The organism is Pandoraea anapnoica, from assembly GCF_902459765.1.
Taxonomy (GTDB): domain Bacteria; phylum Pseudomonadota; class Gammaproteobacteria; order Burkholderiales; family Burkholderiaceae; genus Pandoraea; species Pandoraea anapnoica.
Genome location: NZ_CABPSP010000020.1, coordinates 22251 through 48088, shown reverse-complemented (window position 1 = coordinate 48088; position 25838 = coordinate 22251). Strand labels below are relative to the sequence as shown.

The window sequence follows — 25838 nt, the reverse complement described above, 5'->3', positions numbered from 1 at the left end:
GGCAACGTGAAACTCAATGGCAAGGACAACCGTCTCTAGAGGAACTACTAAACTCCACGCTGATCATTCCGAGCAGTCGAGTTTGTTTCCGTACACGGCAATCAGAGGCAACCATTCCTAATCATCTCCGTCCAGTTTGTGTTAGCTGCATCCTCCCGGGCACATCGACTCCCTCTGCCCCGTGAACCAGCAAGTTAACCTTAGGTCCTTCAACTCGCGCACCACTCAAAATCAGAAGAACGCCCCAAAATTACCGGGGACGCTCCCGGCATTTTCGGGCGAAGCGGTAGCAGATTTGTGAAGCCGCTCATTAATACAAACATCAATACACACACCATCAGAACTCATAGCGGAGCCCGACCTTCCCACCGACGCCGGAATTACCGTGTCGCCCGGTGCGGACCTGCCCGTTCACCTCAGCGTAGCCCTGGAATCTCGGGCTGAACTGTCCAGTAAGGCCGAGGGCTAGTTGCATTGCACCGCCCACGCCTCCTGTCGAAAGCGGATCCGTGCCGGGCAAATTGACATCCCCCCCGAACATCTGGGTGTATCCCCAACCGATATCGGCGTAAGGTCTGGCGCTCGATGCAACACCCTGTATCGGGTAGCTGACACGCACGCCGGTGGCCGCCGTAATCGAGCGGCTATTGTTGATCCCTACGGCTACGCCATCCGCATCGGTCATATTCCTGAAATTTGCCGTATGGCCAATAAACTGGACGCGCGGCTCGATCATGAGACCGGAAGTTAGCTCGATCTGCCGCCCGCCTTCCAGCGCCATGTCAAGGCCGGTTCCGTAAAGCGTACCAACGTTGCGAGCAAGGCTTTTCACCGTGGTCCGGTAAAATGTCCCCCCCAACACCGCATCGGCATACCAGCCCTCCTGCGACATCCAGGTGGCCGTCAATGCGAGCGTCTGGGCCTGTACCGACAGATCACTGCTATTGTCCGCGGTGGTTCGCGGGGTCGCATGGGCCGAACCAATCGTAGCAGCAACGCCGACCCGGAATGCATCGCCTCCCGATGTCGTGTAACGCAGGAAATTCCCGCCAAACTGCATCGCTTGCGTTTGCTGATCAAAGCCGTAGCCATATTTTTGGAAGGGGAGGTTCGGCGTATAGCTCCCTGTGTCGCCAAATACACGTGCAAAGGCTTCGCCACCCACAACCGACGAACCGTTTGCACCGTGTCGAATATCGCCTAACCGAGAATGGAGCCCGTCCATCACCGTCGCCGCGTAACGCTGCAACACGAGCGGCGCGACCAAATAAGCACTCGCTTGCGGCACCAGCAGCGGCCGGCTCGGTACGACGGGGTCGTCTTTGGGTTGTCCCGGCGTCACATTACCCCCTGGATCTTCGTAAGCCGTCTGAAGACGATAGTCCCAGGTGTTGTCGCCGTTATTAGGCATAACACTCTGCGTCGGATCGGCTGCCCCCCACTTCGAACCCGGGCCGTAAGCAAAAAGCCGGTACTGATAGGCACTGTTGGCGCCCACAACATAGTTCGTGTCGAGTTGGAAAGAATTTGCGGCTGCAGTACCCCCGACCTGCACAAGCGAAATCCCTTCGTCACCATGCGCTTTGTTGTCGTTGCGCGTATTGGAATTCCCGCCCGAACCCGTCGTCGTCATATGCAATTTCGTGGTGCCAGTCGCATCCCCTGTGACGATCATTCGGTCGGTATGCTGGTTGCTCATGCTCCCGCCGAGATTGAGCTCAGTACGCATGGCCAGTGTGCCGCCACCAGTGTAGTCACCGGCTACCGAAAGCGTTTGATACCCTCCACCGGGCGCCCCCCCTCCGAAGTTGACAGTTCCAAGATTGGTGAGGCTGTTGACCATCGAGTCGCCAGTCATATTCCACTGGCTCGCTGCGTCGGTGATCGCCATGTTGAACGTGCTGCCTGCGTCCGCTGCAACCGCTCCGGTATAGGTACTACCGGGATCCAAGCTCAGATTCACCGTGCTGCCTGAGCCACGCGTGAAACTACCGGTGTACGCGCTGCCGTTGTTCAGGTTCAGATTCAGCGTGGTTCCGGCATCTGCCATCACGGTGCCGTTGAGCGTTGAGCCGTTTGTTGTCAGCGTGCCGTTTCCGGCGGTCACATGGTAGAGCGCAGAGCCTGCACCGGTATTCACCGCCGTGTTGTTCAGCGTAACGTTCGTGTTGCCGTCGGAAACAATCCCGTCGCCAGCGCTATTGATGGTGCCGTTCGTAAAGCTCACGCTACTGTTATTGTGGGCTGCCACCGCGGCAACGCCGGCCGACGTGCTGTTGACGGTCGCAGGCCCCATATCGAGCGTGCCAGCGTTGGCGATTACCCCCGACATCCGGCTCGCGCCCGAGAACGCCAGCCGGCCATCGCCCTCTTTTGTGAATACAAAGTCAGTGCCATTGCTACCATGCACGCTACTCCAAGTCGTATCTGCACCGGCGTCGACGATGACGGCGCCATCCTTACGCAGCTCGATGTCGCGTTGTGAGGTGAAACTCCCCGCCACTTCGAGCTTCCCGCCATTGAGGACCACCTCACGCGCAACGCTCGTATCGCCCAGGTTCTGATCCGCGCTGATCTTTAGAATACCGCCGTTGATGCGCGTGTTACCGACATACTCGTTGTCGCCGGTCAGCTCCAGCGTTCCATCTCCATCCTTGAGTACAAAAACGCCCTTACCGTTCGGCGACGCGGTACCGCTTCCGATTTGATAACCGATGGTCTCGGTATTACCGGTGCCAATGTCGTAGTGGACATTGTCATCAGCGCCAATGACACCGCCCTTGGCGGCATTCGTTCCCTGGTCTATCGTGATGCGAGGCCAATTGGTGGCGTTGGTCTCATTCGGCGTACCAGCCTCCGACAGATCCAGCCAACCGCCGTCCAACGTGAACGTTTTGGTAAATGTTCCGGGTGTGACATTCTGCAACGCCAGCACACCGCCCTGAATATCCGTAGCGCCGGTGTAATTGAACGCATTGCTGCCAGACAGCGTGAGCGTGCCGCTGTTCGTCTTGACAAGGTCGCCAGTGCCGTTGATCGAACCAGAGAATGTGCCACTGTTGGTGCCGTCGACTGTCAGCGATTTAGCACCGATATTGATAGTGCCGTCCCCCGTTATCATGCCAACAGTGAAGCCGGTGCCTGAGACCGTTTGAGCATCCAACGTGCCAGACGTACCGACGTTGATCGTATGACCGCTGGCATTAGCAGCACCGGTTGCCGACAATTGTCCGCCCTGAATGTCCGTAATGCCGGTGTGGTCGAACGAGTGGGCGCCGCCCAGCGTCAGCGTGGCGGTTCCATTTTTTATCAGTTGACCGTCTCCGTCGATCGTCCCGCTAAAGGCCGAATCGGTGGTGCTGTTGTTGACGTTCAGATTTCCGCCTAGATGGATCGTGCCATCGCCCGCAGTATTGCTGGTAATGCCGCCGAGTTCGAATGTGCCAACGGATGCATCGACGTTGAGCGTCGCTCCCGGGGCGGCAAAATCGAATTGCTTTCCCGCCGCCGAAGTTGCCGCGTCGCTGACCCCCAGCGTGGCAGTATCAGCGATATGCACCCCGCCGCCGAACGCAAATGCGTCGCCCCCCGTCAGTGTCAGCGTACCTGTGCCGGAACGAGTGACGTCACCCGATCCATCGATTTTCCCTGCGTAGGTGGTGCTGGCCGAACCGTTGACGATCAAACCATGCGAACCTAGTTCCATGGTTCCGCCCTTTCCCTCAAGCGAATCGATCGTAAGACTCGGTGCATTGATCCGCGAAATATCAATCGTTCCGTAGTCGTCGATCCGGAACTTTGTATCTATCGCTGCCGCATCGTTCAGGTACTGAACGCTCCCTTCTTGTGCCGGGGTACCTCGCGCCCATATCCCAACACCACTAGTTCCGCCTCCGGCGCCTTGGAAGATAACGGCGCCTCCATTCTCCGCTAGAATTCCCCATGATTCAGCCCCCAGAGTCATCGATGCGCCGTCGAACAGCGCACCGCTGAATGTTGCCGTACTGCTCACGCCGGTTACCCGAATCGCTGCAGCGTCTTTGCCGCTGACATCGAATGTAGGCAAGACACTGCCAGGCAAAAATGTCTGCTGAGCACCGTTTGCAAGCGTCAAGCCGTACGCTCCATCGGCCGTCGTCTTCAGCGTGGTCGCTGCATCGAAATTCAACGTGTTGCCAGCCCCGTCAACATATACGGCATCTTTGCCGCCGTCGCCGGTCGATATTGTTGAATTGACCGTCGTCAAAGTGCCACTCCCCGATACGTTCACGCCCTCGCCTTGGTCGGCAGAAACACGTGTATTGGTGAGTGTAAGACTAGCGCTGCCCATGACATGGACACCGTCGGAATTGGAGCCATGCGTAGCAATGTTCCCGTCAGCCCATGCGACATTGGCATCAGTACCGGCGAGCAGCCCCAGCGAGCTCTCCCCTTTTGTCTCAATGCTGGACGACGTATCCGCGGTCAGCGTGCTCTTATTGCCATAGAAAACCACGCCAATCGAATTGTCTCCTGCAGTCGCAACTCTGAGATTGGTGAATGAAAAGTTATACCCCATAAGGCGTCCAACATTCACGCCGTAAGCGTAACTGCGATCCGTACTGATGGTACTGTTAGAAATAGTCAGCGAGGCGTTTCCTTCTCTTGCCAAAATACCCGCATTGACTGAATCGTAATCCCCGCCGGCATTCGTACCGTGAACGGAAATATCTGCGCTATCGATAGTGGCCGCTGCGCCATTCCCCATCTTTATCCCACTAGCACCATAACCGCTCACAATGACAGAGTTGCGCCGCCCATTGCTCACCGTCATATTCAGCTCGCTACCACCATCGACATATATCCCGTGCGCAGCATTTCCGTTTCCGTCATCATCACCTGATGTAACAACCGACACGTTATTTAGTTCCGCCTTCGATCCTGAGCCGGACAAGAAAACGCCGACTGCAGCATTTCCTCTAGTCGTAATGACATTGTTGTCGGGGGCGGCGTAAACGTTGCCGTCCGTGACAACAAAACCATGGTGACCATCGTCGGTTGTCACGATGGTATCGGCCGACGACAAATCTGTATTCGTCACGGTGTCAGCGTAGTCCACCGCATACGCTGCACTGCTCATAGCGGCAAATGCAACAACACCTCCGGCCGCTGCAACCCGGCCCCACCCCCCGCCACTCTTAGCAAGCTCAGAGGCCACCACAGTTCGACCGGTATTTTTGTCTTTCGTGAGACGATATATTCTGTTCATAAGAAAATCCGTTGAACGAGCACTTTTTTCACCATAAATCAAGCGGCGCTCCTCCACGTTTTCAAAACCGCCTTTTACGTTTGATCAGAACGCAGAGATCTCGATTTCCGCCTCTTTCAGCTTGAGCTAGTATGTCGAAGCCAGTGCATGAGGCGACGGCTGCTCGAAAAGCAGGTGACGGATTTTGGGGCAGGCCGGCCAATTCACGCCATGTAGCAAAGCGCACGGCGTGCTATATGCGATGGAGCATCGCCCATAGAAATCAACGCTTGAGTGCGAACTGCGGCCCGATTGGTCCGAAACATGACGAAAGGGCCCGCGTACGCTTTGGATCGCGGCGGCCCTGCATCCCCCCTCCCCGCGCGGGTCGATGGGAGCCCTTCGCGCGGTTGTGGGTTCTGGCCTCCGTTTAGACGAGCACTGCTGCACGCCGCCCAGGTCGGCGAGGTCAACCTTCGCTGCCGGACAGCTGTACAATTGATCCGTCACGACCTCGTACGGCGCCAGTGCCACGCGCTGCACGCGCTTGACGAAACGCTTGGCAGCGGCCTTGTCGCGCGGCTTTTGCTGCAGGATGTCCGATTCCGCGCCGAGCTTTTCGACGGCACACCCCGATGGCTCTCGTACATTTCACGCGTCGCACTATCTTCCGGCCGCAGCTTTGTCGATAAGCGTAAATTCAGCCCCCCACAAATTCCCAGCTAAACGAGCGCAAAGCCTGCGTCCGCAACTGCATCGCGCCGATGCAACCGGTGATATGCAACGAAGTTGACTTCGTTGCGCTCCGGGCGACTGCCGTGTCAGGTGGAAACCGAGGTCCGTCGTGCACCGATACGCTTTGCTCGCCGTTACGCGGCAACGGATTATTCTCGTGCGACGTCAAACGCTAGTAAACTGCAAATATCAGCATCCGGCGCGTGCCACAGCGGCTCCGTCAGCATGTCCAGCGATAGGCAGGGATAGCCACCACAAGCTCCGCACGTGAGCATTAAGCTGTGGGCTGTAGCGCTCGCTTTCGAGAGGGGTAGTGCCTGTCCGGGCAGGCCGGTAGGTGTAACAGTCGGCGCTTGAGCCGTCCATAGAGACCAGCAACGATAGCCGCAGCCGCCAGTCGCATAGCCCGGAGTCCAGGGCAAATGTTGCGTCGGGAGCCCTGAAGGGCGATAGGATGCTAGCTAAGCTAGCACAGCAGTACGAAGACAATCCAATCTGGACCACTTGCGCATACGAAGGCTCGGTTGCACGAGCGCGAGGCGGAAGTATTCGAGACGGGCATAGTGGACTTCAGCCGTTCGCCCGAGGACCTCATGGTGCTCCACGCGAAGATCTGACAGCAGACGCCAGGGAACGATTATTTGGAACGCGCGCTCGGCAAGGCGGGGCATTAGGCACAAGGCAATGTTTGACCGAAACCACGCACTACCCGTCGTGCAGCAGGCGCCGCCTGATGCGAATTACCCATTCGAGCGTCAATTAGAATCGCGGCCAGCCAACGAAACGGGCCTAAAACTGACGCACCACATCGGCAAACCTCATCTCGAGCCCCCTCCTCGATCGCTGGAGCAGCGCGCCTGCCGGGTCGCGTGGCATGGCAGAGGAGCGCCGGCACTTGGGTACGCTGCTGAAGCGTTTGGGCATCGAGGCGCTGAACCGCAAGCCGAACACGAACCGTAGCGACGAGCAGCACAGAATCGGGCAAGCGCCGCTGAGGTGATGACACTCGACCGACCAATCAAGCGCGAGCGCCCGGCACCGGCCACACCTCGCTAGCTCGAGGTTTTGTGTACCCGACGCGACACTGGCCTGAGATAGCCGAACGGTACTGGCCCACCCGGTGGTGATCACAATGGAAGTAATCCATGCCGCGGAAGCGCTTGACGAGGCCTGCACAAAATTCAGCAGACACAATGCTCCAGCGCGGGAGGACCTCCTCCATTCCGTACACTAGCGCGTCGTCAACATCCTAGCGGTCGTGATAGCAGCGATCGTCTGCACTCGCGCGGTGACCCAGCAAAGGCTCCGCACTCGCCGCCGCAGCGCTCCGCGTGCGCTCTCGCGATTGAATCCACGTATGTGGCTGGTTCACGGTCCGCTGGCCTTCGTCGCGAATCCGACAATCGATACTCGCGGTTGATGGTAAGCATCAATCAGCTTGGGCTCATGGTCAGCGCCAAGCTTTCGCTTCCCGCTGCTGTCACGCTAATCAGCCATAACGCAATGACGTCAACTCCCCTCCCCCCTTTATCACTTGCGTCCGCAAGTCGTTACCGCGGACGCAAGCGTGGACTCGTTCAATTGCGAATTCTAGGCGTGCATAAATTCGCGCTCGCTCCTTATGTATTGATCTCCAAGCGTGGCATCATCTTGCGCGAATGCTCCACCTCTTTGCCAGAACGTTCGACAACGTAATAGGCATCCAATGTCCCCACACCGGAGGCTCGCGCAGACGAATAGCCGTAGAGCAACTCGGCCGGGATCAGGCAGGTCTGGCTAACACTCGCATCATCAACTACTACCTCCCCCGTTGCTTGCCCAACATGAGACCTGGAACTATTTGGATAGTATGTATTGTTCATGTAACAAATCAGCGTGATCTTGTCGCCCTTTTTTATATCAGCGTATTTTGGGATCGTGAACTCAACTCCACCGTCTTTCGAGAGCACCTGATCGTTGACCGTCTGTATGGCCAACGTGGTCGGATATGGAGCACCTAATGTCCCGTCCGACGGAGGATAATTATCCGTGCTGCCTTCTGCTGTACACGATTCGATCGACCCCGTCACACCATCGGCGCTCATCCAATAATATGTATTGGACTCCCCTCCCGTCAGAAAATATGCCTTAGGAATACCGACTGTTCCGGCGATCAAGTCCCTCATCTCAACGACCGGGGATGCCATCTCATTATTTACTACTACAACCACTTTTGTTGTTTGTGGAATCGAAATCTGCGCCGGGTCAACCGATACCCCCACTTGCGTACCAGGTAGATCATCGAGATATAAAACGTCGTCTCGCACTCCATCAAAGATCAAGGGGCTTTGCCTACCACCTTCGGGGTCACGATCCAAAAACACCAATTCTTGAGTTGCAGCGCTGTCTCTCGAGCCGTAACCAGCTTTCACTGAGACAATCCCCGCAGAGATCGCTGCAGCAAACTTCGCACCCGCGACTCCGCTACTACCGGTGTTCAGGAAATACGATTTTACTGGAAGCTGATCATCATACGACATCTCCTGGCCGGAAAGCGTGAGAACTGCGATGTTACCGGAAGGTTCGATAGCAACTGAGAAATTCTTCGTTACGCCCCCTCCCGACGTTGGCTGCACGTATCCAACAATGTTGTATTCGTCAACATTATATTTATTTGGATCACCAGCCACATACGCCCACGATTTTCCCAAAACTATCGTACCCATAGCCACGTCTGCAACGGTAAATTTTCCGCTCGTGGCAAGAACTGTTCCGACATCATCCAAAGCCTGCACCGTAAACTCCTCACCAACATTTAAATCTTTATTTATTATATAAGTCCCCAATGAGGAAATCTTATCATCAACACTTCCACCTGGCGGGTCAAATCTCACCCCCGCGATACTTGCCTTGAATGTCACGTTCCGCGACCCACTTGCCCCTTCCGAATCATAAAAAAAATAGATTCTTGAGTCACCACCAAGTGCCACGGTTCCAAATTTTGGCGAAAAAATCCCGGCCATAGATACCCCCAAAAATTACAACCAATTAATCCGCATAAATTTCTAAAAAACCACACAATATTAAATCAACCAGAACCAACAAAAAACAAATTCCGCCATCGAGTTATGTGTCTATTTTCATCTTAGGACTCATCGGCAATGAATATGCAAAATTAGCACCCGCCCTTGAAACCGTGTAATAGCACTCGAACGTACTTTCACCCACCCCGGACTTTGATCGAGAAAACCCACTCAACTGCAACGAACTGACCTTACAAGGCGGGACGCTGTTCGAGCCGGCACTCACCGTCACAGTTACTTTATCATTATGTGGAGTGTCCGTACCTCCGTAAAAAGCATTTATGTAACAATTAAGCGTTACTTGATCCCCTGACTTCATACCTGCATAATTTGGAATATCGAACTGAATAAAACCATCACCATCAGCCAGAGCCTCCTCATCGATCACCTGCAATGTTGGATCATCGGCCATCGGCCTCTGCAGCGTTCCGTCGGTCGGCGGATGGTTATAGGCGTTGCCTATCACCGTAAAGGAACGCACCGACGAAGCAACTGTTTCCCCCTCTGCCGATGTCCCCATCCAATAAATTGCATTACCTTGCTTTTCAGAAAAAACAGCAGGGGATAGATACAATCCATTTGACAAAGTCCACAAAGTAAAAATATCACCCACCATCTTATTATTCACGATCAATACTGCCCGCATGTTTAAATCCACCCCAGAAATATCAGCCCTATCGACCCAAACGCGAACACCTTGAGGCGACTCTTTGTCGAGATTAAGTTGATCATTGGAGTCCAGATTCAGCTTAGGTGGGGGCAAGGTTCCGGCGTCGGGCTGCTTGCTAATGAACACAACATCCTTTGCGTCAGAGGTGTGCCCTTTTCCAAACCCTGCTTCGATGGAAAAAATTCCAGTACTGTGATGTGCCGCCAAATTAATCTTTGCAACTCCGGGCTCCTCGGTAATTACAAAATAAGAAAAATAATCAAGCTCCGGATCGGGGCGCATCATGTTGAAGTCAGAATCCATCACCGCAAAATTTCCACCACCACGAGGCGTGAAATCAACGATATAATTATCGTAACGATTGTTGACCATCGGATTTTCAAGCGTCAGATGCACTTCTATCGATTGATCCTCAGCCTTATACTCGGACGGCGTATTTGACGTGTATGCCCATCGTCGATTCAACATAACAACAAAATTATTTGGGCTACGGACATCACATCTCGAACTAGTAATGTACGCACCATGTGAATCCGTTGCTGTTACGGTGAAATTCGTCCCTTCTAGATCTTGGGTATTGGTATTTTCAATATTAACCCAGGTGTAAAGTCTTCCCGTACCTGGCTCCGGAAATCCAGAGGGCGGATCAAAAGTTACCCCAGGAACATTCGACTCCCATCGGACTTCATCCTTGCCAGCGTACCCATCAAGAAAAATACGAGTCGTAGAATATGATGCCATTCTAAATTTCATACTCGGAACGATATTTCCCATCTTTATCTCCAAAATCAACCCAACAAAATTAAAAATACCTCACCACCACACTTTTAATTATTAGATTTACGAGCATCACGCTTCGGTGTTTGAAAAATTGTAGATCAATTAATAATCTTCCCAATTGATGGGCATATTGACGAAGAAACGTGCCGCAAGTTGATCGGACCTTTCAGAAACTAGCGCTACGCCTTTCGTTCGATGACTTTCGCGTCTGACGTCTTGGCCTCCCGCTGTTTGGTGCCAGTGACGAAAGCACGAAATCGCGACGCAGTTGAATGCTGGCACGCAAGATGTGAACTGGACGAACGCTTGGGAAGCACTCTGCTTAGTGGCCATTTGGACGTCCATTGTGTGCCTTTGCCTGAACCGAGACATTGGCCGAGGAGACGAAACGGCCGAACTCCCCGCGCAAGTGAGGTCAACTCTTGATCAAGAATGTGTGGCGAACCGCAGGAGGGCCTGCGGCAGCGGCCAGGCCCAAGAAGTTCCAATTCGCAGATCACAATGTATCCTCAATCTTGATGAAGCCGAGTTTTAAGCCTCATCAACGGTTTAGCGCGGCCGGTCTCCGATTGACCAACCTCATTGCACGAGTCAACTACCGCGTTGCAGGGGCTCCGTCCTCGGCGCCGTCGGCTCTGGCTAACGAACTCACCGCCAGAACAGCAATGGCGACGCCAAGCGCCGCTTCATCATTGGGTCAATTGACCAAATTGCTATGGCTGATACTCAGCAGCAGATGATTGTGCCCCGCCCTAACCCATCAGATCTGCTGCACAAGCCGTGGCGAATCAGGCCCAAGGAGATTGAAGCTAAAAAAGGGCTAAACCAGTCTATCCAGACATAGGCCTTCGGGACTTTTGCATTCCAGCAAAAACGTTTGATTTCCAGATGCATTTTCCGCGGATTGGCGTGCTGGAAATGCCCTGAGCTCATCAGCTCCCAGGGCGCAGAGGGAAATTTGCTGCACCACCGGGCCGCTCTGCAGCAAAAACTTGAGCCTGACCTGACGGATTTTTTCGTACCACTGGTGTCTAGAGATTCACGGCCCCGGTGGTTGTGACCTGTCTTGAAAATTTCGTACCAATCAATTCTAGGGATAATGGCTCCTCAGCTCAGATAAGGAGTTGGCATGAAGAAAAGCCGGTATAACGACGAACAGATCGTGCGGATACTGCGCGAAGCGGATCGAGACACAGTGCCTGAAGTGGCCAAGCGCCACGGCGTAAGCGAAGCGTCGATTTACGCCTGGCGCAAGCGCTTCGGCGAGATGGTCAGCGACGACGTCAAGCGCCTCAAAGCGCTTGAGGCCGAGAACGCGCGACTCAAGAAGATGGTGGCCGAGCGCGATCTTGAGATTGAGGTCATGCGGGAGATCGGCGCAAAAAAGTGGTGAGCGCGCAGGTTCGCTGCGGGCAAGCCCGCTTTGCGATGAAGCGTGGCTTGAGCCAACGGCGAGCGTGTGCGCTCATGCAGGTTATCCGATCAAGCTTGAGTTACACGCACAAGATGCCGGGTAAAAACACACCGGTGATCGACACGATGAGGACGTTGTCGGGGCAATTCCCGCGCTTCGGTTCACGCCGCATTCGAGTGTTGCTGGGGCGCGAAGGCATTGTCGTGGGCCGAGATCGATGTGCCGCGCTCTGGGCGCAGGCGGGCCTGCAAGTACCGAAGAAACGATGCAGGCGCCGCGTGGCCGGCAGTCGGCCAAGCCCCCATGCGCCGGCAGCTCGAAACTCGGTGTGGTGTTATGACTTCGTATTCGATGCCTGCGCAAACGGCCAGCAAGTCAAATGCCTGACGGTGGTCGACGAATATACGCGGGAGTGCCTGGCGATTGATGTGGCGGGATCCATTCGCTCAAGCCGAGTCATTGAAGTGCTGAGCCGGTTAATCAGCGTGCATGGCGCACCACGCTATCTTCGGTCAGACAACGGGCCGGAGTTTGTTAGTACAGCGCTTTTGAAATGGGCCGTCCAGGAGCAGATCGAGACGGCGCTGATTGATCCAGGCACGCCTTGGCAGAATGGTACAAACGAGAGCTTCAACGGAAAATTCCGTGATGAATGTTTGGCGATGGAGTGGTTTCGGAACAGGATCGAAGCGAAGATCGTGATCGAAGACTGCCGGACTCATTACAACGAAGTTCGGCCGCACTCGAGTTTGCAGCACCAAACCCCGGCCGAATTTCGTCGGGCAAGCGAATGTAACTCAACCACCGGGGCCGTGAATCTATAGACACCAGTGGTACGAAAAAATCCGTCAGGTCACCATCATCACATCATGTTGATGCGCCTTGCCCCTCAATACAGGCCCTTGGCAGTGGGCGAAATCGGGCGAGCCACGATGGGTTAAGGTGCCGGAGCGTAAGCGTTATCGCACCCGCCAAAAGGATGCCGAAGACTACAGCCAACGGTGACGCTTTGAATAAGGCGACAGTGGACCTCCGATTCGGCGTCGTCGGCCCCAAGATGAAGTCAGGAGCATCAAGGCGCTGATTTCTGACATCTGTAATTACCGCGGACACACGGTTAATTACCTCACGATGGAGATCGTCGTCGGGCGCGCTCTCGCGAGTCACCGCGAGTGTAGCCAAATACGCCCCCTTCAGACGAGCACCAGAAGCCAAGTGTGGGGAGCGTCGTCTCAGCTCCACGAAAAACGCTGTTTCAAAATTGTTCTGTTTCTGCCGCCGCAGCAGTCTATCGAGTTCCACTTTTGCGTCGACCAACTCGGTCTCAAGTCCAACAATTTGGGTTACAGGCGGAAGGAAACGACCGTTGATTTCTGTCGTGACGATTTGTTGCTCTTTAGCCGGAACGGACTGAGGATACTCGCTTGCAATTCGTCGAGCCTGACCTAGACGCCTATCGAGCTCTCGAATCCTCAGTTCCGCATTAATGATTCCGTTGTCGATCTTTAGCGCTTCAGTCGCAGACTCCCCCTCCAACTTGTCGGTTACGGCTCGAAGATATCTCCCTAACATGACATCCGTGATGTAGCTCGCCAGAAGCCGCAGCTTCTCCGACGCGTCCTCACCGGACAGCGTACTTTGCACTTTGAAAGAAATACCAGAGGTCAACAGACCTCGAGCATCCTTGTCGGCGATGAATCTTGAGGCATTCTTGTCATATTGCATTTCCAGCTTCACGTGTTCGGCGATAAACCGTTCACTGATCTGGGAAATGAGATATCGACCAGCAGGTGTATTCGATTTTCCGACGAATTCTAGATATTCCCGAAGGCGTTGGGGATCCACAAACGCCGGTTTCTCAAGGTTATACGAGGCAACATCGCGCGTGACCGAAATAAACGCCTGACTCTCGAAACGAGCGGAAATAAGTAGGCAAGCGACAAGAATCATCAAGGACGTCACGACTGCCAGAAGCACAAAAATCCTCCAGCATTCCAGCAGTCGCGTGAGCCAGATGGGCACTGATAGCTCTCCGTCAATTTCCACCTGATTATCCGAGAGACTCGTCATGTAACACCTAATACGCAAATGGAACAAAGTCTTTTATCACGCCGGGCCAGGCCCAACCTTTGGAACGGACGTCATTCCGTTTGATTCCGACGCCATCCTTGCCATACACAAAGGGGGCACACCCACTGAAAACTAGTGGCGGCGCCACCTCCATATGGCGCCCCTACCATTTGCGTAGGTGCTTCTGCATTTTGACGAACAGGACGGGCTGCAGATCTACATTCGGCCGGCTTGCAGCTAATGCGGCCCCACTATCACAGATGCTAACTCGCCCCTCATCCGTACGACTAGTTCGAAGTCCGCATGGCGTTACAACTTTGAAACGTCACGGCCCTCTCCATACCAAGCATCCCATGCCAGATCGCGACAGCACGAAACAGCCCCGGTAATGTGCCGCTTCTTCATCATCCGCTATTGCATGAGGGCTTTCACTTGACAGCGCACGCCTCTCATTCAACCCGCAGATGACATTCTCTTCACCACCGCCGCTGCGTGACCCGCCGCCTCACCATGTCGGCGTCCGGCCATTTCACTGCCGCCAGGCTCGTTCTCGGGAAGCCGGTGACGTTCGATGTCCTGTACGGCATGAATAGCCGTCGCGTCGATACCGTTGGTGAGCGGCTTCGGGTCGACACCGATCGCGAGTACCATCAGCGCCATTGCACCCAGCAGTGCGAACTCGCGACGGCTCAGATCGCGCAATCCCGCCACCCGAGCATTCGCCACGCGCCCGAAGATCACGCGCTTGAACATCCACAACGTGTACGCCGCGCTCAACACCAGCGTGAGCGACGCCAGCGCGCCGATCCAGAAATTGGCCTTGATCGCGCCCATCAACACGAGAAACTCGCCCACGAATCCCGACGTGCCCGGCATGCCCACGTTCGCCATCGAAAACAGCATCGCAAACGCGGCAAAGCGCGGCATCGTGGCCGCAACGCCACCATACGCATCGATCGACGCACTTCCCGTGCGGTCATACAGCATGCCCGTGCACAGCAGCATCGCGCCGGACACAATGCCGTAGGAAATCATCTGCATCACCGCGCCGTCCGTGCCCAATTCCGAGAATAGGAACAGACCGAGCGTGACCAGCCCCATATGCGCGACCGCAGAGTAGGCAAGCAACTTGCGCAAATCCGTTTGCACCAGCGCCACGAGGCTCGCGTAAATCACGGCGATCAACGACAGCACCACCATCAGCGGTGCAAGGAAATGGCTCGCATCGGGTAGCAGCGGCAGATTGAAACGCAGCAGGCCGTAGCCGCCCAGCTTCAGCATGCCGAGCATCACGGCGGCGCCGGTGGGCCCATCCAGATGCACTTCCGGCAGCCACGTATGCACCGGCCACATCGGCACCTTGACGGAAAAGGCGCCAAGGAATCCGACGAACAACATGACCTGCACGGCGAGCGGCAGATGCAGCGTCTGCCAGCGCGCAATGTCGAAGCTCCGGGTCTGCATGTACAGATAGAGCATCGAGAGCAGCATCATCAGCGAGCCAGTCAGCGAAAAGAAGAAGAACTTGATGGCCGCATGCGTGCGATTGGCGCGTCCGTACACGCCGATCAGCAGATACAACGGCAGCAGCGTGGCCTCGAAAAAGACGAAGAACAACATGCCGTCCTGCGCGGTGAACACGCCCTGCATCAGCCCCGAGAGCACGAGGAAGCTACCGAAGTACGCGCTCATGCGCGTCGTCACCGCACGCCACGACGCCAACACCACGATCACCGTCGTGACACCGGTCAATGCCACCAGCCAGAGCGAGATGCCGTCGATACCGACATGCCACGACGCATCGAACGACGTGATCCAGCGAAAGCGCTCGACAAACTGAAGACTCGTCACACTGGTACGAAAGCCATGCACCAACGGCACGATAGGCGCCGCAGAGATCACCGCGGCAATCAGCGATGTCCAACGCACGACATTGGGGTGACGATCCTGGCCCAGCAGCATGACGAGTGCGCCGGCCAAGATGGGAAGCCAGATGAGAAGCGACAGGATGGGGAACATAGAGAGATCTGATGTGCTGCAACAAAAACCAGGCGCTGTTGCACGACATCCGCGCAGTGTGCGGCGAACCAGACTCAGCACGCCCACGGATGGCGAAGCGCAACTCAAGACAAATTAATGCTTGAGGGAGGGGACGCCATGCGCGGCGGCGTCAACGAAGGTCGCAAGCATACGCGTCTCGAAGGTATTTTGCATCGCAGCAAATTTTACAAATGATTGCGCAAGCGTCACGGGACCGAACTGTCAGTAAGCACCGCGGAAAATCTCAATTTCCATCGCAGAATCAAATGAACCTGCCTGAAGTTCAAAGCCTGGCGCCATCGAGATTTGCTAGCGTGTGTGCGACGCATGAGTTCGAATCCCCCAATCCTCCGACAGGCAATGACAAGTGGGGCAAACGACGAGCGCTAACAGACGTTCATCTTCAACGCGCCCTCGATTGCTTAACTCGGGATGAACCTATGGCGTACGACGTGCGGCGCCAGTAGCGCAAAGTTGCTGCAGCTACGACATTCGACCACTCAACGGGATATTTTGGATTCGCAAACTCGTGTCACGCGGAGCAATCGTCCATGCGCTAAGCCAATAGCTACGTCATTCGAGAGAGTGCACCGAATCATCGGATCGGAAACGATGCGCTTCCTCCTCAGCCCTTCGTGTACATCACTCGGTGCGAAGCATGTCTGTCGACGAACAGAACCGGGCGCACATGTGGCATCAGTTGGAGGCGAAGCAGTGGCGCAGATGTCGCGGAGGCCTCGGATGATCGTCCTTGTCGAGGGCTTGAGAATTACTTTGCGCGTTCGCGCCTGATTCGACATGTCAATTTCGTTAAGAATCGTTAGTCATCCCGCCACGCTATTTCTGATTTTGTTTTTTTCGATGGTGATCGCCACAATGGTCGGGGCATTTTTGCTTCGCGAGAAAGCACCACTTGATGCGCCGGCAAGAGAGAACTTCAATGTGATCCATGCTGCGACGCTAACATTGTTCGGACTTTTGGTTGGGTTTACGCTGTCGATGTTTGTGTCCCGATACGACAATCGAAAGCACGACGAGCAAGAGGAAGCGAGCGCAATCAGTACGGCATATCTGCGCGCCGACCTGCTTGATGGCGAGGTCAGCGCCTCAATAAAGGCAACTCTTCTTGCGTACTTGGACTTACGAATCCGCGATTACGGAGCGTCTGACGAGGCCGGGCTCCGCGCCGTCGCGCACGAGACTGTCACGCTACAAGATCAACTATGGCGCGCAGTCTCGCCAATCGGGCAGAAGCGCTCGGATCCGGTCATGGCGCTAGTTATTGCGAGTGTTAATGAGGTGCTCAATACTCAGGGCTACACGCAAGCCGCGTGGCGAAATCGCATTCCTGCTGGCGTCTGGGCGCTGCTACTGATAATCGCCCTCCTATCGAGTGTCATGCAGGGCTACATGTCTCGCGGAGCTCTCAAAAGAAACCTGAGTCTGCTGATCTTGCCCCTTAGCGCTTCGCTGTCAATTTCGCTCATCGCCGACATCGATAGCCCGCGCGGAGGCTTTATTCGGGTTGTACCGCAAAACCTAACCGCGTTGGCAGCGAGCATTGCGTCGGATGGCGCAAACCACAATACAGTTGTGGCACCGTGAACCTAGGCGCGCCCAAGTGTTGGCGCATCGTCTGCCATATCTGCGCCGGAGGATATTGGAACAGAAGCGAAGTGCGCCTGAGCGTGTGCCCCAAAACGCTCAGGCACTCTGCCACCAATTCCTCGGGTCGACTCGCCCTAGCGTTTTCGTCAAGCGCTATCCACGAACTCCTGAAACGCCTTCTTTTATCGGAAATTGCTTTGAGAACCATTGTCATCGTTCGTTGCGCGCTCGCGCTTGCGGCATTCGCGAGCCTTTCAACTGCGCACGCAGAGCATGCCTACCATGTGACATTCACGAACATAACGAAAAGTGAATTGACGTTGACCTATGCCGGAGACGAGTGCATGCATGAGCACGGTCCGGAGACAATACGGGTCATGCCAGGGGAGTCTTCTTCCCCCATCGAATTACGAGATAGCGGTAGCCTATTCGACGATTGTACGTCCGCGACAAAAGGCGTCGAGTGGCGCGGGGAGTTCGAGGCTGATGAAAGGTTTGTAAACCCTTCCTTCAAGCGAACGCGGCACGACGGGCTATGGTGGACACAAGTCTCCGGCGGTGCGAGAAATGTCCACTTCCTCGCCACGTGCGGTGGCGACGAATGTGACTCGGCCGACGGGAAAGGCGGGGACAACCCAGGTGCCATCCGAGTCATTGTTGGGCCATAGGCGCTACCGGAATGACTGCCATGTGGCGTGGGGCCGATTAGCGTGCATCTTCCGCACCGGAAGAAAAAGACAAGCTTTTCGACACCACCAGCAGAATTACAACGCCAGTCGCTAGCCCGTGATTGTTGTCCATCCTGCGTGTGACGGCTCCGGAACTACCGGCTCCCAGGCCGGCATATGCGGCAAACCTCATGTGATCGCAGCGGAAACGTTGTTAGATTTTCTCGCTTTGCTCCTCTGCACCAACAATGGAAGCGTTTGAGCCTCGAAGCATCAACCGTGAGTCAGGCTGCAAGTCCTGCATTCCCGCTCTGAGAGGGCTTGCCTTGTCAATGGCACTCCTCATCGGAACTGCCGCTCATGCAGACCAAACTGTCGCTTTCGCCGGTTTAGCGTATGCGGGCGACGCAGCACAGATTGACGCCCGCTACCCCGTCACCAGATCGCTTGACGCTTCGCTACGCGAGTCAGGAAATCCGGCAGGAAAGACCATCATCGCCGAACTGAAGGCCCATCCCCCTCAGAATTTCGCTATGCAGTATGCGGGGATGGCGTCACTTAACGGATCGGACCAAGCGTTAGCTACCGCATTGGTCATCACCAACGAGACGATCTCGGATGAGCGCTTTGGTGACATGCACAAAGTGCTTGTCGGTCTTCGCGCTCAAGCACTGGTCTTTGATTTCCGGGCAATGAAGATCGTTCGTGCATATCCGTTGGCCGCAACCTACTTGGATGTGATGGATCACGTCCCAACTAAGCAGGAGTCACGCGATCGCGTTCTTCGCTTGCTCTTAGGCGACACGGGAAAACCCGGCCTATTTTCTCGCTACGCGGAAGTGATGTCTAAGGCAGCCCTACCGGATTCGGGGTCGAAGTACTTGCAAGTGGCCCACGTCGGCATCCCTGACGCTGCACTGGCACATCTCCCGTCTGCGCTTCAAGCCCCCGGTGCCGCGCAGGCTTGGCTGGCCGACATGATGAGCGAAGCCATGCTGAATAAGAGCCAAGTGCCGATGCTGCCGTACTCGGCCGGATACGCCATCGGGAATGCGATGGCAATGCGCTTTTCCGATGGTGACATTTTCAATTTGAAGCTGCCGGCACCCGATTACTCGGTCGACATTGATTTGAAAGGCTTCAAACGGGTCGACTACGGAAGCAGTAGCGCGGGAAGCAGCTACATCTACGCGACTTACAGCCACATCAAGCTCGCGGAGCTCATGTCCGGGACAACCTACCTTGATGCGGACTTCAAGAACGGCGAGGTAAAGAACGTCCCGGTTACACAGTCGCAAGTCGACGACCTTCCCGCCTACGCCGAGTCAGCGCGCGGGCTGTTTGACAAGTTGGCGAGCGCCCTGGCAGGCGACAACAGCGATTGGTTGTCTGCGGCGGCCTCCGGCGAGCACATCAAGAATCAGATTGACAATACCCGAGGAGTCTTGAAGTCATGCAAATAGCTCGTCGTATGTTATCAACGCTGATGTTTGTCAGCGTTGCGGCGTCAGCACAAGTCGTCACTAGCAAAGGAATGGCCAGCGTCAAGTACGACGGTTCGCTATTTTCCAGCGGCGCGAACTCAGACGTGAAGACCAAGGCATTCCACGATGCGCAGATCAATGCGATCGAGCGCTACTATGCCGAAAATGGAGAATCGCAATCCGAGAATTTCGACGCGATTGAAGCAAAGGTGTCCGAGAACCTCGACAAGTTCATCTTGGGTTCAACACTCGTTAGCGAATCAGACAAGACAGATGCGCACATGTACTCAGCCGTTGTCCGAGTCGACATCAACGTAGCGAAACTGCGCAACGCAATAAAGGGAACGTCACCCACGGGAAGCATGGCGACCAATTCGCCTCATTCCCCTCTCACGTTTCTCTTCGTCGCACGGCAACAGGCGTCGGTGAAATCGTACGACGATCGAGTCTATAAGCGCGCCGACATCAAGGAGCATGCAAGCGAAAAGTCGACTCGAAGCGGATATTCCGGGAACGCTTCCGTATCGATTGAAAGCGGCGGCAGCCGAACTCGAAAGGCCGATCAGGTGTCCTGGAGCATTTTGCCATCGGGCAATCTGAGCACCATCGTTACCGGCGTCTTCGCCCAGTCGGGATTTCAAGTGGTCGATGCTGAATATGTTGAACCGTCCTCCGGCGGACACCTTCGTATGAGCGCCTTGGCGAAGGATTACCAGAATGGCGACGACATTCAGCCGTCGACGATGCGAGAAGCCGTTCTGGGATTGAGGACGGCTCACGTTCCGTACCTCGCTTTAGGCACGCTCGACGTGGGAATGCAAGACACAGACGACGTAACCGGTCTCGCCCGCGTCTACGTGAGCGTGACTGCAAAATTGGTCGACGTCACCTCTGATTTCCCAAGAACTGTATCCGCAGTGGGCCCTGTTCAGTTTTCAGGGACCGGGCCGGACACCAGCGTAGCGCGGACCAATGCCTTGAAGAAGGCCGCCGATTCCGCCGCACGCGAACTAATGGCACAAATGAACAACGCGCAAGTTCGCTAGTTGCCAACTTCGACCGCTTCAAGCGCTTAGGTTAACCAATGGGCGGTCGTGCAATTCCCTCATCATTTCCTTGGAAAATTTATGCTCAAGAAAACCCTCGCCTCGGCTGCTGTTGCAATGCTTCTCGTGAACGGTGCTCACGCGTTCCCGTCATTTTCGGGGAAGACAACCGGCACGCAGAATAGTGCGCCCGCTGCCGACGCAAGCGGGGCGCAAGCCGCTCTTGTCTCGAGTTATGCTGATGCCGGCCGTGAGGTCCTCATTGCACAATCGTATCTGGCTGACGCCGTCGGACTGAAGGAGCTCTCCGCCAAGGCGAAGGCCACCGCTGAATCCCTCGGCAGCGGTGCCACGAAAGACAGTCTGCAGGATTCCGACAAGATGATGAGCGATACGTCGATCGCCTTGCAGGAACAGTTCAAGGCCGGCAATCTTCAGATGGATGCGTCAAGCAAGAAGGCCTATTCCGAGGGGATGCAACATCTGGGTAGCGGAATTCTTCGATACGCGGGCCTGCATGGCAAGATCACCGATTTCTCGAATGAAGCTAAGGCGCAACTCGAGAGCTCGTCCGTCATGGATAAGATGGCTGTGACGAAAAAGCTTTCAACCGGCACATACATCGTGTCAGAGACCCCGAAACAAGTGAGCAATCTGGGATCGACACTGAAGACGGCGGCGGCATTCGCCACCAGCCAGGATATTCCGGTGCCGAAGGACGCAACAGCAGCACTGTCGGCAAAGTTCTAATGAGCGCGGGCGCGGGCATGTCGATGATTTCACAAGGATCCTGGCGTTCTACTGCCGTCGCATTGGCGGTCGGAATGCAGCTTGTAACGCTAGCAGGCTGTGACAAACTCAACCACCACAGCGAGGAGGTCACGGTGTCGGCTATCGTGCCAGCGCCCGCATCTGGTTCGACTTCGCAAAGTGATTCGTCCGCTCCCGCAACAAACATAGGCACCGTAACACACGTTCACGTTCGCGCCGAAGGTATAGGGGCGAGCCCAGATGAGGCGCTGAGTCAAGCGTTACGACAAGCCATTATGCAGGTGAACGGCACGACGCTGGATCTCGCATCTTCTCAATTTAGGGCCGCTCTAACTGTCTCGACTGGAAGGTCGATGGTAGATTTGCAGTCGAGTGGGTTCGCCGAGTTGGTGCAACAGGAAAGTCGGGGGGCGATATCAGATTTTCGGGTGACCGAACTCCGACGCGAGTCGTCCTCAGACAGCTCAATACACGCCGTCATTGAGGCTAACGTCGCAAAATTCAAAGGTCCGGATAGTGAAGGCCGCCCACGAATTATCGTGGCTCCCATCCGAATCAGCGGCAATGTCACACCGGCACTGAATCGAGAAGCGACATTGGTTCGCCAACGTATCACCGACGCACTGACGCAGAGCGGCCGGTTCATCGTTCTTGAGCACGGTGCCACCCCCGAAATTGACGCGGAGTTGGAGCGGATCGCTAACGGCCAAGCTTCGCCTGACCAGTTTTCAAAGCTTGGTCAGGGAGTTGGCGCAGATCTTGTGTGGGTTGGCCGCTTGAATGCGCTTTCGCCGACCAACGCTTTAGACGAAGGAAGCGCAGTCAGGGGCCGAGGAGAATGGTCGATTTCTCAGCAGTTGGTCAATGTCACGACATCCGAAGTGCTGCTTAGCGACACGACGCCCGTTGATCAAAATTCCAAACTCGCGGATGGGCGCACGAGCTCGATCGAGAATTCAATCGCGTCGAAAGTCGTCTCTAGTATTCTGGTTCAGCTCTTTCCGGTGAGCATCGCGTCGCGCGATGGCATAAACGTTGTGCTCAGTCAGGGAGGGCAGTCGGTCAAAGTCGGGGCCTCTTACCAAGTCGTCTCCCTGGGCAAGGCCATCAAAGATCCTCAGACCGGACGTATGCTCGGGCGTACAGAGCAAGAGTGCTGTACCGTCGTCGTTGACAGGGTGGCACAAACATTATCGTACGGGCATCTTGAAAACATGAAGATCTCGCCCGACGAGCTAGTTGACGGTAACCTTGAATTGCGCCAACAAGTTGCGAGCGTCGCCCCGCCAGACAACCAACGTCAAAGCGCGGGCACTCAGCGAAAGGGAAAATCTACTCACAGAGGGAAAGATTCCGCTGCGTCTGAGCGAGACGACGACTGGTAAAACATACACGGCAATCGACGAAAAGAAATAAGGTCGACCAGCGCTGCCCCCCCTCCTTTTGGGATGGAACTGGCACTTGGGCACTCTCAGAGTAGGCCCAGCGCTTCCGACCATACAATCGAATTCCAAAAACGCCGCTGACGTGCAATGGAAACTCAATCGCCACCCTCACGTTTCGAAATAATCCCCAGTCAGTAGCACTGTAGCGGACCAAGCAGGCGACAGAAATTGAGGAAAAGTTCTCGCGCGGAACAATGCCACGCACGCATTTGTCAACTACGAGAAAGCCACAGCCAGTGAGTTCGCACCGTCCTTATGGTGACCTTCTCCCTCTGCGCGGGCCAATATCGTCTCCGTACATCTGCTCCCGATGATGAGGGTTTTCGGTACTGGTTACATCATTCGGCGTTCGGCGACGCCAAGCCATGCGGCGCTTGACAGACCGCTGCGACAGCGAAGAGAGGATCGAACACAACTTTCGGACGTGCATTCAGACTCCCCTTGGAAATGAGGGGGGCGGGGGGACTATGAGGTAAAAGTGTACCGAGACGCTAATACCTCACTCAGCGCTTTTTCTCGTTGGTACGAGATGTTTTGGCTGCAAGGTTACCGCTGGGAGTCGCATTGCTCGCAGCATTCAGGCAATTCCGCTCAGCGTTCGCGCGACGCGCTTGCTTGACAATTTTTGCCGAGTCTTCGGTCTTCCGATATGTCCGGGCGAGATGGCACTCACTGGCGGACGCCGCTGCCGAAAGTATCATCAATGACACGGCAAGAACGCTACCGCCAACGTATCGCAAAATTTCCATTGCGTTTCCCTCCACCTATATACGTGTGGACCTCATCGATCGCTAAAATGAATGCGGCGCGATCCCCTCCGCGCCCTCTTGACTAGGGCAAGCACGAAGGGGACCGACCGCTTATGCGTCAGGCGAAGCGGCCATCCGTTAAGCAGCAAATTTCTTCTGGCCGCCAACCCACGTTTCGCTCACGTTGATGTCCATGAGTTTGGTAGGATCAACCGCGTACGGGTCGCTCTCGAGAATCGCAAAGTCGGCAAGCTTGCCCGCCTCAATCGATCCGAGCTCATCTGCCATGCCAATCTGCCCTGCCGCAAAATTCGTAACCGCTCGAAGTGCATTGGTCAGCGAGACGGCTTGCGCTTTCCCGATAACCGAGCTGTCAATATTGCACTGACGGGTCACAGCCGTCTGCACAAGCTGGAGCGTTCCAAGGTTCGAGCACGGAGCGTCCGTATGGAGCGTGAACGGTAGGTTTCGACTCACACAGCCGCCAGCGGGATCCATGTCTACAGTACGCCGAGGCCCAAACAGTTGGTCACGATAGGCCGCACCGTAGAAGTAGACATGGTTCATCAGAAAACTGGGTTGTACACCGAGTCGCGCCATCCGATCAAGCTGATCGGATGTCACCATGGTGCAGTGCTCAATACGATTGACACCCGAGGAAGGATGCGCGCCATATGAAGCCTCAATGGCATCAAGTGCATTGTCGATGGTCTGGCTGCCGTTACAGTGAATCAACAGCGGCCATCCCGCAGCTTTGACTGATGCTACCAACTCCTTAAGCGCTTCCGGTGTGTAATTGGGGGTGCCATTCGTCCCATCGAGATATGGAGCTCGCTGTGCAGCTGTTCTCGTTTGATTCGATCCATCACCAACCACCTTCATGCCATAGATCGAAAATTGCGTGTTCGGAATACGCGTGGCCTTTGCACCGTAGCCAAACTTTTTGTACGGCTCGGCAGCCTTAAGACTCTCCGGCGAATCGACCATCAGGCTAACCGACGCCCGGCACGACGCCTCGTTCGCCACGGCCATGTAGTCGCCAATCAAGTTGTCTCCGCCGGCGCCTGGCAAAAGAAGTCCGGCCTCGTGGATGCACGTGTTGCCGTACGACGCATTTGTTGCAAGCCAGGCAGCGACCGCCGCGCCCGCGTTCTCCGGCGTCAACTTTTCCGGAGGAATTGCGGAGCTGAACATCGCAAGCGCCGGCATTTCATAAATGACCCCATTTGGCGTACCGTTCGGGTTTTGGCCGAAGTGCCCCCCGCCATTCGCCATGAGCTTTTTGTTCAGGTCACCAGCATCGGTGTTTGTGCTGATGCCCGCCGCTTTGAAGGCCGTACTATTTCCCGCGGCGGTATGCATGTTGATGTAATAGACGAGAATCGGGTGCTGAGTGGAAATGGCATCCAGATCAGGCATCCAAAAATCGCCCCCTCCCCCATGCATTCCATCGCCCTGCAATAGGTTGTCGTAAGCATAGAAGAGGAGCCACTGCCCCGGAGGCGTTTGACTGGCCTGCTTCGCAATGAGATCGATGACCGCCTTTCGATTCGGATAGCCCTTGGGAGCTTCCGGCTTCATCGGACTATATCCGCAGTACGTGAAGACAGACTTAATAAGCGCGCCGGTAACGGTGTGTTGATGAGGGTCGATGAAGCCAGGAAGAAGTGAGCGCCCGGCCAAATCAATCACTTGGGTCGAGGCGGACTTCTGCGCCATGATTTCGCTCTCAGGCCCTGCGGCCACAATACGTTCTCCCTTTACGGCAACCGCCCAATCGTGGAAAGGGCCGTCCGCAGTCGACTTGCTCGCCAACGGTATGATCGGCCCGCCGCGGAAAATGTAATCAATCTGTACAGCACTTCCCCCACCCCCACTCCCCTTTGCGTAAGCTGATGCCATAGAGGGTAAGATCAGCCCGGCGCCCGCTGCGGTAGCGAGAAACCGGCGGCGCGAGAAGGAGTTTGAAGATTTGAGACCGCTGAGCGCGCCCAGCCGACCAAAGAAATTACCTACGCATGCTTGACACATTTGTCGCTCCTGTCTCGAGGGATGCCCTCGTTTGAACA

General features: G+C 55.5%; 12 protein-coding genes. 6 read left to right on the top strand and 6 right to left on the bottom strand.

What is annotated here, in order from left to right:
• Nucleotides 1-337: 337 nt before the first annotated feature.
• The 3 genes from PAN31117_RS25210 to PAN31117_RS25200 all read right to left on the bottom strand — a co-directional run bounded on the left by PAN31117_RS25210 (nt 338) and on the right by PAN31117_RS25200 (nt 10468).
• Complete coding sequence (locus tag PAN31117_RS25210; RefSeq protein WP_150740606.1) at nt 338-5290, bottom strand: autotransporter outer membrane beta-barrel domain-containing protein; 4953 nt, start codon at nt 5288-5290, stop codon at nt 338-340.
• 2291 nt (nt 5291-7581) lie between these two features.
• Nucleotides 7582-8964 (bottom strand): hypothetical protein, encoded by a 1383-nt coding sequence (locus PAN31117_RS25205; protein ID WP_150740605.1) that lies wholly within the window; start codon nt 8962-8964, stop codon nt 7582-7584.
• A 103-nt stretch (nt 8965-9067) separates the two neighbouring features.
• Nucleotides 9068-10468, bottom strand: coding sequence for a hypothetical protein (locus PAN31117_RS25200; RefSeq protein WP_150740604.1), 1401 nt, complete (start codon nt 10466-10468; stop codon nt 9068-9070).
• Nucleotides 10469-11603: 1135 nt separating this feature from the next.
• On the opposite strand from PAN31117_RS25200, the gene PAN31117_RS25195 reads away from it, so the two are divergent.
• A protein-coding gene (locus tag PAN31117_RS25195; RefSeq protein WP_150740603.1) for an IS3 family transposase occupies nt 11604-12712 on the top strand; the annotation gives its coding sequence in 2 pieces (ribosomal slippage) (nt 11604-11853 and nt 11853-12712; 1110 coding nt in all).
• Between the two features lie 43 nt (nt 12713-12755).
• Here the strand turns inward: PAN31117_RS25195 and PAN31117_RS25190 are convergent.
• Nucleotides 12756-13958 (bottom strand): hypothetical protein, encoded by a 1203-nt coding sequence (locus PAN31117_RS25190; RefSeq protein WP_150740602.1) that lies wholly within the window; start codon nt 13956-13958, stop codon nt 12756-12758.
• Between the two features lie 453 nt (nt 13959-14411).
• On the bottom strand, nt 14412-15977 hold the full coding sequence (locus PAN31117_RS25185) for a complex I subunit 4 family protein (RefSeq protein ID WP_150740601.1): 1566 nt from the start codon (nt 15975-15977) through the stop codon (nt 14412-14414).
• An 819-nt stretch (nt 15978-16796) separates the two neighbouring features.
• Between PAN31117_RS25185 and PAN31117_RS25180 the strand changes: the two genes are divergently transcribed.
• The 5 genes from PAN31117_RS25180 to PAN31117_RS25160 all read left to right on the top strand — a co-directional run bounded on the left by PAN31117_RS25180 (nt 16797) and on the right by PAN31117_RS25160 (nt 22960).
• Nucleotides 16797-17603, top strand: a complete 807-nt coding sequence (locus tag PAN31117_RS25180; RefSeq protein WP_150740600.1) for a bestrophin-like domain — start codon at nt 16797-16799, stop codon at nt 17601-17603.
• Between the two features lie 1003 nt (nt 17604-18606).
• On the top strand, nt 18607-19737 hold the full coding sequence (locus PAN31117_RS25175) for a hypothetical protein (protein ID WP_150740599.1): 1131 nt from the start codon (nt 18607-18609) through the stop codon (nt 19735-19737).
• Nucleotides 19728-20804 carry a hypothetical protein gene (locus tag PAN31117_RS25170; protein WP_150740598.1) on the top strand — a complete coding sequence of 359 codons (1077 nt, stop codon included), beginning with the start codon at nt 19728-19730 and terminating at the stop codon, nt 20802-20804. Before PAN31117_RS25175 ends, PAN31117_RS25170 begins: the two co-directional genes overlap by 10 nt.
• Before the next feature lie 81 nt (nt 20805-20885).
• On the top strand, nt 20886-21554 hold the full coding sequence (locus tag PAN31117_RS25165; protein ID WP_150740597.1) for a hypothetical protein: 669 nt from the start codon (nt 20886-20888) through the stop codon (nt 21552-21554).
• A 17-nt stretch (nt 21555-21571) separates the two neighbouring features.
• Entirely contained in the window at nt 21572-22960 is a 1389-nt protein-coding gene (locus PAN31117_RS25160) for an LpoB-related protein (RefSeq protein ID WP_174991112.1), read from the top strand.
• A gap of 947 nt (nt 22961-23907) precedes the next feature.
• Here PAN31117_RS25160 and PAN31117_RS25155 read toward each other — a convergent pair.
• Complete coding sequence (locus PAN31117_RS25155; protein ID WP_174991111.1) at nt 23908-25800, bottom strand: amidohydrolase; 1893 nt, start codon at nt 25798-25800, stop codon at nt 23908-23910.
• Between the last annotated feature and the right edge of the window lie 38 nt (nt 25801-25838).

Coding starts and splice junctions, on each gene's coding strand:
- PAN31117_RS25205 (WP_150740605.1), bottom strand. CDS start 8,964: ATGGCCGGGATTTTTTCGCCAAAATTTGGAACCGTGGCACTTGGTGGT.
- PAN31117_RS25200 (WP_150740604.1), bottom strand. CDS start 10,468: ATGGGAAATATCGTTCCGAGTATGAAATTTAGAATGGCATCATATTCT.
- PAN31117_RS25190 (WP_150740602.1), bottom strand. CDS start 13,958: ATGACGAGTCTCTCGGATAATCAGGTGGAAATTGACGGAGAGCTATCA.
- PAN31117_RS25185 (WP_150740601.1), bottom strand. CDS start 15,977: ATGTTCCCCATCCTGTCGCTTCTCATCTGGCTTCCCATCTTGGCCGGC.
- PAN31117_RS25180 (WP_150740600.1), top strand. CDS start 16,797: ATGTCAATTTCGTTAAGAATCGTTAGTCATCCCGCCACGCTATTTCTG.
- PAN31117_RS25175 (WP_150740599.1), top strand. CDS start 18,607: ATGGCACTCCTCATCGGAACTGCCGCTCATGCAGACCAAACTGTCGCT.
- PAN31117_RS25170 (WP_150740598.1), top strand. CDS start 19,728: ATGCAAATAGCTCGTCGTATGTTATCAACGCTGATGTTTGTCAGCGTT.
- PAN31117_RS25165 (WP_150740597.1), top strand. CDS start 20,886: ATGCTCAAGAAAACCCTCGCCTCGGCTGCTGTTGCAATGCTTCTCGTG.
- PAN31117_RS25160 (WP_174991112.1), top strand. CDS start 21,572: ATGTCGATGATTTCACAAGGATCCTGGCGTTCTACTGCCGTCGCATTG.
- PAN31117_RS25155 (WP_174991111.1), bottom strand. CDS start 25,800: ATGTGTCAAGCATGCGTAGGTAATTTCTTTGGTCGGCTGGGCGCGCTC.